The organism is Halobacterium sp. MBLA0001, from assembly GCF_049705385.1.
Lineage (GTDB): Archaea > Halobacteriota > Halobacteria > Halobacteriales > Halobacteriaceae > Halobacterium > Halobacterium salinarum.
Genome location: NZ_JBNAMQ010000008.1, coordinates 1 through 15,781, shown reverse-complemented (window position 1 = coordinate 15,781; position 15,781 = coordinate 1). Strand labels below are relative to the sequence as shown.

General features: G+C 60.0%; 10 protein-coding genes and 3 pseudogenes. 6 read left to right on the top strand and 7 right to left on the bottom strand.

Annotated features, from left to right (window positions below):
• Positions 1–70 precede the first annotated feature (70 nt).
• Positions 71–3,271, top strand: coding sequence for a PD-(D/E)XK nuclease family protein (locus ACOZ32_RS12455; RefSeq protein ID WP_424335267.1), 3,201 nt, complete (start codon positions 71–73; stop codon positions 3,269–3,271).
• Here ACOZ32_RS12455 and ACOZ32_RS12450 read toward each other — a convergent pair.
• Both ACOZ32_RS12450 and ACOZ32_RS12445 read right to left on the bottom strand, forming a co-directional pair.
• A complete protein-coding gene (locus tag ACOZ32_RS12450; RefSeq protein WP_424335266.1) occupies positions 3,268–4,497 on the bottom strand; it encodes an RNA-guided endonuclease InsQ/TnpB family protein in 1,230 nt (409 codons plus the stop codon). The genes ACOZ32_RS12455 and ACOZ32_RS12450 overlap by 4 nt on opposite strands.
• 97 nt (positions 4,498–4,594) lie before the next feature.
• Entirely contained in the window at positions 4,595–5,869 is a 1,275-nt protein-coding gene (locus ACOZ32_RS12445; RefSeq protein ID WP_010890512.1) for an IS4-like element ISH8A family transposase, read from the bottom strand.
• 110 nt (positions 5,870–5,979) lie between these two features.
• Between ACOZ32_RS12445 and ACOZ32_RS12440 the strand changes: the two are divergent.
• Both ACOZ32_RS12440 and ACOZ32_RS12435 read left to right on the top strand, forming a co-directional pair.
• Positions 5,980–6,423: pseudogene (locus tag ACOZ32_RS12440) on the top strand (transposase); the annotation flags it as partial.
• A gap of 39 nt (positions 6,424–6,462) precedes the next feature.
• Positions 6,463–10,098: a UvrD-helicase domain-containing protein gene (locus ACOZ32_RS12435; RefSeq protein WP_424335265.1), complete on the top strand. Its 3,636-nt coding sequence runs from the start codon at positions 6,463–6,465 to the stop codon at positions 10,096–10,098.
• 58 nt (positions 10,099–10,156) lie between these two features.
• Here the strand turns inward: ACOZ32_RS12435 and ACOZ32_RS12430 are convergent, their stop codons facing one another.
• Positions 10,157–10,852 (bottom strand): nucleotidyltransferase family protein, encoded by a 696-nt coding sequence (locus tag ACOZ32_RS12430; RefSeq protein ID WP_285253684.1) that lies wholly within the window; start codon positions 10,850–10,852, stop codon positions 10,157–10,159.
• Complete coding sequence (locus tag ACOZ32_RS12425) at positions 10,849–11,523, bottom strand: helix-turn-helix domain-containing protein (protein WP_409226690.1); 675 nt, start codon at positions 11,521–11,523, stop codon at positions 10,849–10,851. Before ACOZ32_RS12425 ends, ACOZ32_RS12430 begins: the two co-directional genes overlap by 4 nt.
• A 493-nt stretch (positions 11,524–12,016) precedes the next feature.
• On the opposite strand from ACOZ32_RS12425, the gene ACOZ32_RS12420 reads away from it, so the two are divergent.
• The 3 genes and pseudogenes from ACOZ32_RS12420 to ACOZ32_RS12410 form a co-directional block, all read left to right on the top strand.
• Positions 12,017–12,889 (top strand): ParA family protein, encoded by an 873-nt coding sequence (locus ACOZ32_RS12420; RefSeq protein ID WP_004594451.1) that lies wholly within the window; start codon positions 12,017–12,019, stop codon positions 12,887–12,889.
• On the top strand, positions 12,882–13,367 hold the full coding sequence (locus tag ACOZ32_RS12415) for a hypothetical protein (RefSeq protein WP_121564742.1): 486 nt from the start codon (positions 12,882–12,884) through the stop codon (positions 13,365–13,367). The genes ACOZ32_RS12420 and ACOZ32_RS12415 overlap by 8 nt, the downstream gene beginning before the upstream one ends.
• Before the next feature lie 415 nt (positions 13,368–13,782).
• A pseudogene (locus ACOZ32_RS12410) lies at positions 13,783–14,088 on the top strand (IS5/IS1182 family transposase); the annotation flags it as partial.
• A 54-nt stretch (positions 14,089–14,142) separates the two neighbouring features.
• Here ACOZ32_RS12410 and ACOZ32_RS12405 read toward each other — a convergent pair.
• The 3 genes and pseudogenes from ACOZ32_RS12405 to ACOZ32_RS12395 all read right to left on the bottom strand — a co-directional run.
• Complete coding sequence (locus tag ACOZ32_RS12405) at positions 14,143–14,928, bottom strand: 6-carboxyhexanoate--CoA ligase (protein ID WP_285253686.1); 786 nt, start codon at positions 14,926–14,928, stop codon at positions 14,143–14,145.
• Positions 14,925–15,641 (bottom strand): dethiobiotin synthase, encoded by a 717-nt coding sequence (bioD, locus tag ACOZ32_RS12400; RefSeq protein WP_285253687.1) that lies wholly within the window; start codon positions 15,639–15,641, stop codon positions 14,925–14,927. The genes ACOZ32_RS12405 and bioD overlap by 4 nt, the downstream gene beginning before the upstream one ends.
• A pseudogene (locus ACOZ32_RS12395) lies at positions 15,638–15,781 on the bottom strand (aminotransferase class I/II-fold pyridoxal phosphate-dependent enzyme); the annotation flags it as partial. The pseudogene ACOZ32_RS12395 and the gene bioD, both read right to left, overlap by 4 nt.

Genomic DNA, 15,781 nt, shown 5'->3' with positions numbered 1-15,781 from the left:
CGTTAGTCAGAATACGCATAGAGGAACCAATAAAAATGAAGTGAGAGCGATATCTTGAGGACTGTATTCGATGACCTCTACGCTCCTAACTGGTTCTCAGCATGCACATTTAGAGCAGGCGGCTTTTGAACGGGCTGCGGAGATTGCTGAGAATTCTCTCGGGAGTGTTCTCTACATCACCCGGAACGACGCTCGTCGAAGTGAAGTTGAGGACAATTGGGCTACGACACACGACCCTCTCAGTCTTCGTGCCGAGACGCTCGACGCAGTCGTTCGGGAGTGGTACGAGCATCTCCACGGTCCGGTCCAACCGCTCTCTGGGCAGCTGAACCGTCGACTCGCGGAGTACGCGCTTGACCGAACAACAGCCGAGACAGATGGCGCTCTTGCTGGCGAACCGGCCTCTGCCGCCCTCGCTGATTCGTTCAGTAGCCGCTTCTCACTCTTCGACGACGCCGGCGTCGGGACCGCTGACGCGCTCGTAGCGGAGTTCGAGGGCTCACCCCTCGATGACCATATCGCGGCAGCTACTGTCGACGCGTACCGCCACTACCAGGACCTCCATACTGACCACGTCGATGATTGGGTCTGTACCCGGGGGGAAATGTTCGACGCCGTGGCGACGGCGGAGCAGTCACTATCGGCGTTCTCCCCGGAACTGGATGCCATCATCCTTTCCGGGTATCACGAGTTCCGCCCCGTCGAACGCCGCCTCATCGAACGCCTCGTCGACGAACTTCCAATGATCGCACTGCTGCCGCTTCACCAAGATGGCCGGAGCGGAGTCGACGCCGTTGCGGAGGACGCCCTAGAGGTCTACGACGCACTTGATTTTGAAACAGTAGAACTCGAGCCCGTCGACGAGTCAGGGCAGGCCTTCGGTACGATCACCGAGTCTCTCTACCGCCCGGATCCCGACACCGTCCCTGCTCCAGACGCACTCCGGTGGCGTGAACTCCCGACCCCCGAGCGCGAGATTCGCTTCGTCGCTCGCGAGCTCCGGACCGAGTTGGCCAATGGCCGCGACCCCGACGACCTGGCTGTCGTCGTCCCGGGGACCGAGGCCTATTCGGGGTACGTCGAGGACACGTTCGATACGTTCGACATCCCGCACGTCACGACCGCCGCCTCACAGCTGAACCGGACGTTCACCGGGAGCGTTGTACACGACCTCCTGAACCTCGCCGAACCGAACCCACGTGCTGAGGATCTCACGTCCCTGCTAGCGAATCCACTGGTCGATGTCGTCGATACCGACCAAGCCAACGCCGTCACGGCAGCTGCTCGTCGGCGTGACACCGTTTCTGTGTCACCCCTGCTTGATGACGTCGACGGCGAGGCGTCGGCGCTGATCGAGGAGCTGCTGGCTACACTGGAGACGCTCCGAACAGGTGACGTCGAGGACGCAGCCGAGACGCTCCGTCGACTGTTGGACGAACAATTCGACCTGGAGGCGGCGACGGAGGACTACGCCAGCGGCGCAGAGCAAGCCGTCGAACAGCGGGGCTATGATCTCGTCGACGAGATTCTCTCCTCGTTCGAGTCGCTGGCGGAGGTCAATAGCGACCTTTCCCCGTTGGCTCTCTTCACCCGTGCGTTCGATGGTGTGCCGATCCGGGTTCCGCAGCGCGCTGCCGGCGGCCACGTTGAAGTGATGGGGTTACTCGACGCCCGGATGCGCTCGTTCGAGAAGGTGTTCCTTGTGGGACTGACGAGCGAGCACTTCCCAGTGACGCCGGAACGACCGGCCTTCTTCGAGGAGATGACCGACGCCCACCCACGGTTCGACACTGGCGACGAACGACTCCGTGGCCGCTATCTCTTCGCGACGCTCCTCGCGAACGTCGACGAACTCACGATCACCACACCAGAGACGGGCGACGACGAGTCCGCCGTCGTCCGGTCGCCGGTCCTCGACGAACTCCAGCGCGTGACCGGCATCGACCCCGAAGACGGCGTCGACGACCGCGTAGGCTCCCGCGAAGACCTCCAGCGCCACGTCGCTGCAACGGCCGACCGGCGTGCGGCAGTCAGCCGCGCCGGCGACCGAGGTGACCTCTCCCCCGAGCAGACCAAGCGCACGGATCAGGGACTCCACTGTGCGGACAACAGGGGAACGGCTGGCCTCTCCGAACACGACGGCGTGTTAGAACCCGAGACCGTCGCTGAGGTCTACCCTCCGTCGGAACGAGAACCCTACAGCGCGAGTCGGATCGAGCGATACGTCGAGTGTGGGTTCAAGTTCTACGCCGAGAAAGTGCTCGGAATCGAGGATCCGGATGACGTCGAGGTCGTCCCTACGCCCCTCGAAACCGGGTCGTACGTTCACGACGTACTCGAACGATTTTTCGCGGATCTGCAGGACGAGACCGAGGATGGTGTCGATCTCACAGACTTCGACCGGGACGACTTGGCGACGCACCTTCGCGAGATCGCCGTTGACGCACTCCGGGATGCTGACTTCGAGTACGACGGCCTGTTCTACGAACGGTGGAAGGCGGAGCTGTTCGCGGGTCTGGGTGACGGCGTGAGCGCTCCGTACGAGGCTGGGAGCAAACCCCACGACGCACCGGAACAGGGGTTGTTCGCTACCTTCCTCGACAACGAACTCTCGCGGGACGGCGCCGGCCGCCCACACTTGTTCGAGGCCCCGTTCGGCGAGGGGCTTCCCGACTCGGATGCTGGACCGTTCACGGTTGAGCGGCCGGACGGCTCGACTGTCTCGATTCGGGGTTACATCGACCGCGTTGACGTGAGTCGGGATGGCGAGCAACCGACGCTCACGCTCTACGACTACAAGACTGGGCGGGCACCGTATATGACGAAGACGACCGGTGGCACGAAGTTCCAGCTCCCTATCTATCTGCTTGCTGCGGCCAACGTCGTCGACGGTGATCTGTTCGAGCAGGGATCGCTTTCAGCGACGTACTATCAGGTTCGACCGCCCAACGACATCAAGGTTCCACGCGGTGTCGAGTCGAAGTTCGATTCCGAGGTCGAACTCCGTCGCTTCCTGAACGATGTCGTCCCGGAGTGGCTAGGCCAGATCGACGAGGCGATCGGCAATGGACGGTTCCACACGACGCTTCTGTCGGCCCGCGGAGCGAACTGCCGATACTGTGACTACCGTCGGGCCTGCGATGTCCGCCATCACCGCAAGCGGGAGTTCGTCGACGAGGTTCACAAGGACGACGCAGCGTATGTTCCGCTCCGTGTTCGCGACGACGAGGACATCGAGGCGGTGATGAGCGGTAGGTCAGCCAACGATTAGCTCTGTTGGCTTTCAGCGTGGACTCCTGCTCTAACCGAATTTGGTACGGGTTGTAAGCCGTTCGCGTTCAACATCCCGCTGTTCAAGCGCACACCTACGGGTGCGCCTCCCTCGCCTCCGGTTTGGTTGCGAAGGAGTCTGTAACCGACGTTCTTCGCTGCGTTGTAATCCGCGTGGTTCTCATATCCACAGGACTGACAGCGAAAGGTGTCCTGCGATGGGCGGTTTGCCTCGCCAGTGAAGCCGCACGATGAACACCGTCGAGATGTGTTCTTCGGATTTACCTGCTCAACACTCAGGCCGTGTTCCTCGGCTTTATACGAGACGTAGCTGGTCAACTGACGGAATGCCCACTCGTGAAACCGTCGGGCCTTTGGAATACGATCTCTGATGTCGGTCAGATTCTCGAACGCAATTACCGTACAACCGTTCGAGATCGCTTCTTCGAGTAGCTCGTTTGCCACGCGGTGAAGTAATTGTTCGAACCGTCCCGTCTTCTTTCGGCCGACCGCTTGGACGCTTTCGTGGGCCCACCTCGTTCCACACTCCTGGAGAGATTTTTGACGCTTAACGTACTCCCGTCGCCAATGGTTCAGCTCGTCAGCAGACCAGAAGACGCCAGTCGAGGTGACGGCGATATTCTCGACCCCGAGGTCCACACCGAGAACCGTTCCGTTCTCGTCGGGTTCGGGGGTTTCCACATCTGCCTTTGTTCGGATGTGGAGGTAGAAGTCACCGCGCCGGTAGTGGAGTGTTGCGCCGGTCTGTTCCCACTCGTCGTCTTGTAAGTACTCTGTGTGAGGAGTGTCTCGGTCCTCGTCAGGGAGAACATAGTCGGCCGTGATGCGCCCGTCGACGGTGGACAACGAAGCGTGGTCGTTGTGGAACGTGGCGTTGCGCTGATTGTAATCACAAAATCGTGAGGTGAATGTCGGCAACGAGGCGTACTCACCTTTGGACCACTTGCCAACCACACTTTGCATCGCGTCGATAGCACAGTCACGGGCTGATTGGACGTGGTTACTGTGAAGCCGCGTCTGTTCGCGTACGTCGTCGTACGTTTGCTCGTGTAGGACAGATGAGCGAGTCTCAGCCCATTCCCCATCCCATGCTGCGTCCACGACGTAGTTCGCTGCCCACAGGAACTCGTCAATCGTCTCGTGCAGGAGGCCGGCCTGCTCGTCGGTTACATCAAGCTTGACTTGGACGGTTCGGCGGACCTCCATACTTCCAGTTGTGACTTTATGATGAATAAGAAATACGGTCCAGCAAGAAAATGGTAGAGCAATATGACTGGTGACCGGCTGCCTCATCCGTCTTTAGTTAAGCCTCACACCTCGGTTGTGTAGTGGTAGCGAGCGTCTCTTGTAAGATTGGTCGTTGCTTGTGGATCTTTTGAGCGTCTTCGATCAGCCGGTCGAGAAGCGGCGGTGGTGAGTAGCCAAGGAACTCACCGAGTTCGTGGAGAATAAGCTGGGCGTGCGACCGAAAGGTCGCCGCCCAGCGCTCTGTCGGAAACACAAGCTCATCATCCGCCTGCTCAGTGACTAGATCCAACAGATCGCGGCTTACAAGCAGCGACAGCAGCGCTGCGTACAATAAGATCCTCACCACGTGTTCGTCACTCGTGTCGAACTCGTCCAATTCGTACTGCGTCTTCAGCTCCCGGAACAGCAACTCAACTTCCCACCGACAGCGGTAGATCTCCGCTAAATCCGCCGGAAAGAACTCCTTCCTCGCTAAATTCGTCATGTACAGGTGGTAGTCGTCGGCGTCCTCGTCGCGGACGCCGACGACGCGAAACCGCTTCGTATCCAGCGACTGTGTCCCATTGTACGGCCCCCGTTTGAATTCGACTTCGACCTCCACATCGATGTATTTCCGGTCAAGATCATCGAGAACAGCTCGGAGCTGCTTGCCCTCTAAGGGAATGGCGCGGCCGCGCCATTCCCGTAGCTCTCCGGTAATCAGCGGATTCGCGTTCTGCTTCAGCCGACTCACGAAGTAGCCGTCATTTTCGTCGATCAGCGCAAACCGGCGGTACTTGAAGTAGGCGAGATCGAACAGCATGAGGCGATTCTCAAGCCACGGCCCTGTTTTGAACAAGGTGCTGTCGTGCGTTTTCTCGTTAGCAGTATCGAGCTGTTCAATCGTCTGCTCTGTGGCATTGTGGAGCAGGTGGAGCTTCGCTCCAGCCTGCTCCTCGTGGCGGGCTTCGAACTGATCTGAGAGAAATTCGTGTAACCGCAACACCGTTCCATCAGCGATCATCACGTCTCTAAATCGGTCGATATCAGCGTCAACAGCGTTAGGAACGGCGACCTCGTCGAGACCATGCTCGACGAGGTCGCGGAGATACTCCGCAAGCGTCGGTGTCAACCGCTGATAGAATCCACCCGGAGAAATCGTCTCATCGGCAGTCGAGTTGTAACAGCGTCTAAAACCGGCGAGTGTTCGGCTTTCGCCTGCGGCGAAGCCGAACACGAACGCCCAAACGAAGGCAGGGATCTGGAGCTTGCGGTCACGTTCGACCACGCCGAGTTCCTCGGCGTGGTCTTCGAGGAACTCAGAGGGAAACAGTGTAGTGAGCCGACGCATAATCCGAGGTGAGGAGTCCTTGTCGTGCACAGACTGGACTTCCTCATTCCTTCCGAAAGATGCCTCGATAAGCCGCCGCTATCACGCGGTTTCTCGCTTAACTAAAGACGGATGACCATCTCTACATAACGAATCTGCCGAGAGACGAGTTCCTGCCGTCAGACCTAGCGACGCTGTACCGGTGTCGATGGGAGGTAGAAACGTTGTTCCGTGAGCTGAAGACGCAGTACGAACTGGACGAATTCGACACGAGAAACCCGGCTGTCGTGGAAATCTTGCTGTACGCGGCGTTGCTGTCACTGCTGGTGAGTCGTGAACTGTTGGATCTGGTCACCGAGCAGGCAGACGATGAGATCGTGTTTCCGCCGGAACGCTGGGCGGCGACCTTCCGGTCGCACGCCCAGCTCATCCTCCACGAACTCGGAGAGTACCTCGGCTACTCGCCACCGCCGTTGCTGGAACGGCTGATCGACGACGCACAGAAGATCCACCAGCAACGACCGATCTTACAAGAGACGCTCGCTACCGCTACACAACCGAGGTGTGAGGGCTAACTAAAGACGGATGCCGGCTGCCTCTCCCTCCCTTAATCTATGACTGAGGACCCCGAGGAGATTCAGCTCACAGAGGAACAGGAGGACGCGCTCGTCCAGGGCCGGAACGTCGCGATCACTGCCGGCGCCGGGACAGGGAAGACGACAACGCTCACCGAGCGGTACGTGACGATACTGGCCGAGAACCCGTCGCTCACGCCGGAGAACATCGTCACGATTACTTTCACGCGAAAGGCTGCTGCCGAACTGACCGAGCGCGTTCGGGAGGAGGTGTACGACCGGCTCGAGGCTGTCGACTCACCAGAAGCCTATCACCGCTGGCGAAACGTCCTCGACGACCTGGAGGATGGCTACGTCCACACCATTCACGCGTTCTGTACGCGGCTCTTGCGAGAACGGGCCGTCGAGGCTCCGGTCCCGCTCGGCTTCGACGTGCTCGACGAAGACGGCGCCGCGACACTTCAACGCGAAGTCGTGACGGAGTTCCTCGAACGCAACCAGGACGATGACGACGTCGCGCTCCTCGCTCAGCTCTGGGGTCGTGACCAGCTGGTCGATGTACTCACTGGATTACTCGATGAGCGCCCACAGAGCGAGGCGGTCCTCGAGGAGTGGCGTGATGCGGAGGTCAACGACTACGTCGATATCTGCTGGGAGGTCGTTTGTGATCTCGACGTCGCCGACGCCCGACAGACGCTGTATGCGGACGGACTCCTTGAGCAGCTACGCACGGTTGCGGGCCGTGTCGACCGCGAGGGCGCTATCGCCGACGAAGACGGCCTTGGGGTCTACCGGACCTTCACCGAGGTCGCGACGACACTCCCTGCCAACCCCGAGGAAAGCGATCCCCGCGACTGTCAGCGGGCAATCCTCGACCTCTACGAGGCCTGTGAGAAGAAGAACGGTGGCCTGTACAGCAGTTCGGGGTACGTCGTCGGTGACCGGGACGAGTGGAATGAGTACGGTGACGTCTACGACGACCTGAAGGACGCTATCGACGCGGTCATCGCGGCCGTCGAACCGCATGCGGATGCAGTCGAGACGACACCCGGTGAGCTCGAAGCAAACAGTGCCCATTACGCGCTGGCTCTGATGCGGGTCTTCGACGACGTCCTGGCAACCTACACCGACGAGAAGGACCGTCGGGATACACTCGACTTTCCCGACGTTATCGAGACGACGCTCGAGTTCTTGCGAGCTAACGATGCCGTCACGGAGCTGCTTCAAGACCAGTTTGCGGCCGTGATGGTCGACGAGTTCCAGGACACGGACCCGCGCCAGTGGGAGTTAGTCAAGCTCCTCACGGGCGTCGACGAGCAGACGGCGTCGAACGTCTTCTTGGTCGGCGACGAGAAACAGAGTATCTACGGATTCCGTGGTGCAGACGTGACGACGTTCGGGGAAGCGAGAGCGGAACTTCAGGCCGTTAATGAAGCCCGTGGGGTCGACGATGTCCCCGACAGCGACGCCGAGAGTCCGACGGCACTCGAACTCTCTGGGAACTTCCGGACGTTAGACGAGCCGCTGTTGTTCCTGAACGAGCTCTTCGAGTACCTATTCCAGCCGGAGAGTGACACTCACGAGCCCTACGAAGCGCCACCGCAGGAGTTGACCACGCAACGCGACCGTGTCGAGGACATCGAGGGACTGACCGGGAGTGTCGAGTATCTCGCTGTCCCTGACGACGCTGACACGGCGGCAGAGCTCTTCGGCGACGACCATCCGGTCGCCGAAGGCGCGCTCGACCACACCATCGAGGCCGAAGCGCAAGCGCTCGCTGCTCGACTGACCCACCTGTTCGACGATCCGCCACAAGTCCAAGACCCCGACACGGGTGCTCATCGCGACGCTACGCCGGACGACACGGCAATCCTCCTTCGCCGGCGAACCCATCTGGATCGGTATCAGCGCGCCCTCGAAGAGTACGACATCCCCTACACTGTCGTCGGTGGCGTCGGGTTCTACGATACGCCTGAGGTCCAGGCGCTCACGAACCTGCTTCGAGTACTCGGTGATCCACAGGACGACGTCTCTCTCTACGGGGTGCTTCGGTCGCCGCTGTTCGGATTCACCGATGATCGCCTCGCACCGGCTGTCGCAGAAGCTGATTCAGTATGGGATGGGCTCGCCGAGGCGGACGATCCACACCTCGCGGACGCGTTCGATCTCCTTACGACGTGGCGGACCCTCAGCGGCTGTGCGACGCCGTCCGAAGATGGCGTCCTCCCGTGGAATCGCCTGCTGTCCCGGGTGATCGACGACACAGGGTATCTGGCGAGTGTGAGTGCCGACGAACGCGGTCAACAGGCTGTCGCGAACGTCGAGAAGTTCCGCGACCAGGTCCGTACCTGGAGCGAGAACGGTGTTCACACAGCAGCCGGGTTGCTCCACCGGATCGACCGCCAAGCCGAGATCGACCCTCGTGAGGGGGAGGCAGATATTCCCGGTGACGCCGAGGGCGTCCGGATTATGACGATCCATTCTGCGAAGGGACTCGAGTTCCCGATCGTCACCGTCCCCGATCTCGGGAGTGACCTCAACTTCGGTCGCTCCGTGGACGACCATGGCTACGTTCGACTTGTGGACGGAACTGATGACGCGCCGCCGGTGCCGGCGGTTGGTGGGCCGAATCCGGGTGATGCGTTCTCCATCGAGAAGACGGCCGTCCACGAGTACGCCGACCGACGGTCGCGTCCACAGGAGCGGGCGGAGTCGAAACGCCTCCTCTACGTAGCGTGTACACGAACGCGCGATCACCTCCTTCTCTGCGGCACGCACGACATCGATGTCGACGAGTCGGGTACAATCGAACTCGGCGAGCCTGCAGCCTTCGACGACGCAGACCGGTGGCGCGACTGGTTACAGCCAGCCCTCCTCGACGGAGCACTCGTCGCCGAGGCGGTTCGTGACGGACAGGCCCGTGCTGAGATAGATGGAGCCAGCTATACTGTTCGCAGGCCGCCGCGCCCAGTAGACCGGGACACCGACGACGATGCTGTTGATTCAGCGCCGGAGATATCGATCCCCTCACCGCCGTCGTTAGCGCCGGCGAAACGGATCGCGGCGACGACCCTCGTGAATGCGGTGGCGGATGCGTCTCCAGACGGTCACAGTTACTCTCAGCGTGAGGAGTCGGCCGGCCTGAGTCCAACGACGTTTGGGACGGTCGTCCACCGGATCAACGAACTTCGCCCACCGAGAGACGAGTGGACCACCCTGATCCGTCGTTTGAGTCAGATGGCTGGTGAGGAGCCGACAGAATCGGACCTCCGTGATGCTGTCAACCACGCTGCTGATGCAGTCGAATTTGTTGATCGCATCGAGTCCGATACCGAGCTTCAGGAGGTTTACGACGAGTACTCTGTTGTCGCTCGAATCGATGAGTCGCGGATTGTCGGTGATATTGACCGGCTGCTCGTCACGCCGGACGCATTCCACATTATCGACTACAAGACCAACGACCTCTCCGCTACGACATCGGGTGAGCTCGCGGAACATTATCGACCGCAGATGCTCGCGTACGCTCTCGCACTCCTCCAACATAACCGAAATCGTGACGTACGAGCTTCACTCCGGTTTACTGATGCGGGCGTAGAGGAACGGTTCCATTGGGTGTCGGATCAGATGGCGGAAATTGAATCTGAACTTCGACCGATGATGGACCTGGTCAAGTAGTCCCACGGCTATTCGACAATCAGCTGTTCGCAGAATGGTTTGTAGCCACGACTGATTCTCAATCCAACCTATTTACCTGCTCTGTCAGATACTCTTGGAGGGCGGAGACTGTCTCTTCTGAGACAGCTGAGGCTCCGAAGTCGCTCCGATACCCGTGCTTGAGTTCGTCGCTCTCCAAGATCTCCAGTCCACGCTCTAGCTGCTCCCGTAGTGCATCGTCGTCCCCTCGCCGCAGGTGGGGCGTGACAGCGTCGAGGTCGATCTCTTCCGCCACTGCAAGGACGTCCCGAAGGTCTGTCTCGCGGCCGCTGTGGAGCTTTGCCGCCACGAGGACGGCTCCATCGATGACTCTGGCCGCCGTCGTTACTGTGCCCCCGCTGACCTCCTGCTGGTGGCTATGGTCGTACAGGTAGTCAAACGACCACTGTGCCTCCGTCTGGCGGCAACCGAGGCCATTCACTAGCAGATCGAAGCCGATCGGCTGCTGCGGCGTGAGCCGCTTCTCGTACTCGATCACTTCGGTGTCGTAGAACCACTCCTTTGCGTGGCTGTCCGTTTCCTCGAAACCTCGTTGTTCGAGGAATTCGCCGAACTCGGCCTTGGAGTCTGGTGCGACTACGATATCGAGGTCCGTAGAGAAGCGTGCGTTGAATGCTGAGACAGCGTAGCCGCCGACAAGGACGTACTCGTGTCCCTCCTGAGTGAGGTCCTCGAGCAGTTCGATGAGTGCGTCACTCCGGTTGTGGAAACTCATGGCTGCGCTCGTTCCGTTTCCCGGTATGTGACGCCGAGGTCGATATCCTCGTACATCCGGTCGAGCATCGCGAGCGCCGACTGGAACTGGGCGTAGTTCTCACGCATATACTCGATCGTCTCTGCTCTCGGGATAACCGGGTACCCCTCGACGTGCTCGATGTCGAGGGACGGGCCTGGCTCGAGGACGATCTGTAGCGGTCCGTCCAGCTCGTCTCGGGGCTGTCGTTCGAATGCGGTCGGGAGGTCGAACGACTCGAAAAACGCCTCCCAAGCGTCGACGTCCTCCTCACGGACGGCCAGAAACAGTGGATAGTCGTCGGGCTCGCGACCGACCTGGTAGCCGCCCTGAGTCCACACGTAGACGGCGTCGATCCGTGTAAATGCGAACGGCCAGTCACCGAACTGTGGGATGACGTAGGCCTCCTCGATGGATGGTGGACTGACGCCGGCGCTGGCAGCGACGAGCTCGCGGGCTGCGTCGCGTACGCGCTCGTTGACGACAGTGAGGCCGTCGTCATAGGAAACGTAGCCTGCGTCTTCCAGCCGATTGACGGCCTGTCTCACTGTCTCGTAGGGCGTGTGGAGGTGTTGGGCGACACGGCGGATGGAGTCACCACTCTCGATAGCGAGGATGATTTGCGCCGCGGTGTCGTCGAGAACCTCGTACATCTGGTAGTTACCAATAATCCGGTAACAGTTAAAAGTCTTACTAGAGGACGGGGTAGAACGGCTCTGTCTGAGTTCTATTACTCAGGACTCTCCTATTGAATGACTGAAGAATGTAGATCTCATAGCCAATCTGCATAATGTGAATAATGTAGATAATGCAAATTGGGCTTCTTCAATTGGTTCGTGTGGGTGGCAAAGATTGCGATGAATACGTGTGAAATGCTGATAATCTAAATTATGTAGATTGCGTAAAGTCGACGGTGACTTTGACAATTGAGATTGTGCCAACAATCTACGTAATGTACAAAATGTAGATTGTGTGGATGGCGTCCGCAATCTGTCTGACACAGAATTAAGGTGGACGAGCTTCATTGACCGCGTATGACCAGTACGAAACTTACATTATCGACAAAACTCGCGCAACCTTCAACATCTACCCAATGTACATTACCTACAAAATGTACAAAATCCGCTGCTTACGGGGTGCTGAGCTATGAGTGCTGACGAGTTTGAAGGGCTCCCCGGAGCAGCTGTCTCGTTGCTCAAGGGAGGGGTAGGGAAATCCACGATCGCGCTCAACATCGCTGATCGACTCGCTGCTCGTGGCCATGAGACGGTACTATTGGATCTGGATAAGGACGGGCATATGACGACCCAGTTGGGATACGACGATGCGTACGACCGAGATGCGAACCTCGGTGACGCCCTTATCGATGGTGAGGACCCTGAAGACCTGCTTATCGAGACGGACTTCGGCGTTCACTTACTCCCGTCGAGTAACGAGCTCGAGAACGTCGAGACGAGGCTGAAGGACGAACGGTTCGCAGACGTGAAGCTTCGACGGAACGTTGTCGATCCACTCATTCAAAACGGATACGACTACGTGATAATTGATGCCGCAGGCGGCCGTGGGAAACTCTCCGACAACGCCCTCATCGCCGTCCAGCGCGTCATAATCCCGCTAATCCCGCGTGCTGGCTCGATCAACGGCCTCAATAAGATGATTGAACGCCAGATCTCCCCAATCCGGCAGAATATCGGGTTGGATATCCTCGCAGTCACTCCGAATATGATTCGCGAAACAATGGGACAACGCAACGAGCATCGGACTCTCGTTGAAAATCTCAACCGGGAGTTCGGTTCATTCGTCCCCGAGTACGCTCGTGTGGACCCGGAGATCTTCGATGCCCTCGATGATTCGGGACGCACCATCGATAGTATTCCGAAGCCAGGGATTCGCGAACGGACCGCGATTTCTCGCGCGTTCAAGCAAGGAATGCCGGTCTCGGAGTTCGACGAAGATTGCGACCAGATCCCGAATTTCGACCACTTAGCGGACCTCGTGGAGGAACACAGCCATGCCTAATGAGGACGACCGTTTCGGGGATGTCGCTGAACAGCTCAAACAAACGGAGGAAGGAGCCGAATCGGATGACGACGAACGTACTGACACCCAGGATGAACCGCAACCGGATGAAGAGATAATTCCTGAGGACACAGAGTCGGAGACTGAGTCCATTCCTGAGCAGGATGAGGAGGATGTGGACGAATCCACCGGTGGACCGGCCTTCTCCTTTGATAAGACCGATATGCACGGCTTCTATGTCCGGGAGGACACGTGGAATGGCGTCACCCGGATGCGATCATCGGTAACTGCTGCGTGCTCTATGTTTGATGTTCCCGAATTTGAAGGAAGAGAGTTTCAAGATGCGTGTCTCCGGGTAATTGCGGACCACGGTGATGAGGTCGCCCTCCAGATCCTCCGGGAGCGTGGTATCGAAGCCGATGAGGAACGTGTTCAGGAAGTTGTGGAGATGCTGAGCGAGCAAGCTACGAACGACTAATATTAGATTTGGGTGATTTTCCTCATCATTCAGATTTCGTGCGCATTGTACATTATGCAGATTGTGTAGCAAGCCATCTGCTTGCAGTCTCGCGATTATTCTCGGAACCGGGTCCGAACGGCGGTCGCGCAGAAGATGAGACTAGTCGTCTCAATGCATAGTGATTAACCTGATCCTCCTTCCGATTATTTTTCGATGGTTAACTGGCAGTGGATGAAGGTGCTGTTCGACACCAGAAATAGCACTCATCAGGAGATATGAGTCCGTCTTCAGCACCAATTGAACTAGTGTGGTGACAAACAAGATTAGCACTGCAGTTGAAAGTGTTAGAAGTGCGATTGCCAAGGCAACGGGTGTGACGGCCGCGACGGCCTGTTAGTACGGCCATCTAGCCAAACAAGCGTTGGGAAAGCACGCGGGCGACCTGCTATCTGTGGCTGCCGACAAAGCCTTCCACACCTGGATCACGAAATACGAGTTCTACGCACTCGGAATCGAGCCACTCATCTTACAGCGTGGATCGAGGCCGTTGACGCTCGGGCATAACGCGCTCATCCGGACAAAAGGCTACTCTCAGCGCTGGATGGCCGGAACATCGTACTCGACAACGAAGCGCTCGCTCGGCGATGCCGTGCGAGCGATCGGGTGGTATCGGCAGTTCCGTGAAACTGTCCTCTTGTTCGCCATCTCGAACATCGAACGATTTTGTGATCCACTCTGATTCCTACGCCGCACCCCTATTCAATACACGTGAAAACAGGGACAGCCGACAGTGTCAGCCCGAGAGGAGGTCCGACGGTGTTACTTGGTCGAACGACTGGACTGTGTCGACGACCACGGGTCGTTCTTTGAGGAAGGTGACGGTACGATCGACGTCGGCGTCGGGAGCGAGGAAGAAGGCGCGGCCCCCCTGGGAGTTCCCCGCTGCCTTGAGCGCTGGAAATCGGTAGTACCCGTCCCGCGTCGCGACGTACCCGGCCGTGTAGTCCGGGTTGTCCGACCAGCAGAGTTCCGCGACCACTCCAGGTGCGCGGGTGACCTTCGTCGCGAGGACGAGTGCGTCGCGGATGCGCGTCGACGCGAGTCCGTGCGCGTCCAGGGCGCGGTCGAGTTCCTCGTCGCCGCGGTCGCTGGTTCCGAGGCGGGAGACGCGAACCCCCCGTTCGGGGTCAGGGTCACGGCGCTTCCCGGTCTCGGCGTCGAGAAGCGCCGCTCCGCGCTCGGCCGTCGAGTGCCCCAGAACGGCAAGCGCCCGGTCGACGACCGACGGCGAGACGCCGGCATCAGCGAGGAGTCGCCCGGCGACGTGACGGCCGGACTCGACCGAATCGGCCTCCACCGTCACGACGGGGAGGGCAGACACGCACATAGGGGATTCGGCTAGGCGGTCGACCGTCACGACGACATCGTCGGGATCGCCTCTGGGGTGGTCGAGCGCCCGTTCGATCATCGCCCGGGCGGTCGACTCGACGCCCTCGCGGTCGGTGATGGTCTCTGCGCCCGAGACGTACGTGTCAGCCTCGCTCGCCCGCATCCGGACGCTGTACAGCTCGTCGGTCACGGGTCGCCTGCGACCCCCCGTGCGACGACGGAGTCGGGGAAGACGTCCCCCGACAGGTTGTCCCGCACGCCGTGCGCGACAGCTCCAGGATCAGAGTCGTCGAACGCGAGCGGGGGAAGCGTCCACACCGGGCAGTCGGTCATCTCCCGGAGCACGTCTGGATTCGTCCGTTCGGCGACCGACGCCCCCGCGTATCGGTTCAATACGACTCCCGAGACGTCGACGTCTCTGCGCTCGAGTGCCGACACCGTCAGCGCCGTGTGGTTCAATGTCCCCAGACCGGACCGGGCGACGACGACGGAGGGGAGGTTGAGGTCGGCCACCAGGTCGATCACCTCCCGGTCGCCCGCGAGCGGGACGCGAACCCCGCCGACACCCTCCATTACCCCGGGAGAGCCGTCTGCGAGTGCGTCGGCGGTCCGGTCGCGGAGCGTCTCGTACGTCAACGCCTCCCCGGCGACGTCCGCGGCGACTGCCGGAGCCAGTGCCGGTTCGAGCCTGCGGAGACAGGTCGCGGCGCGATCGGTCCCACAGGCGTCCGCGACGAATCTGGCGTCGTCGTCCGGCGGGTACCCCGTCTGGACCGGCTTGACCGCCCGCGCGTCGTGGCCGGTGTCGCGGAGCCACCCGACCAGCCCGGCCGTGACCACCGTCTTCCCGACCGCCGTGTCCGTGCCCAGAACCGCGAACGCACCGGGCGCGCCGTCGGTCATCGCAGCCCCACCTCGCGTCCCCCGGTTTCGAAGGCGGCGAGGCAGTCGTCGATTTCGTCGGCCGTGTGGGTCGCCATCGGCGCAACGCGGACGCGACTCGTGCCGTCCGGAACGGTCGGGGGGCGGATGGCCGGGGCGAC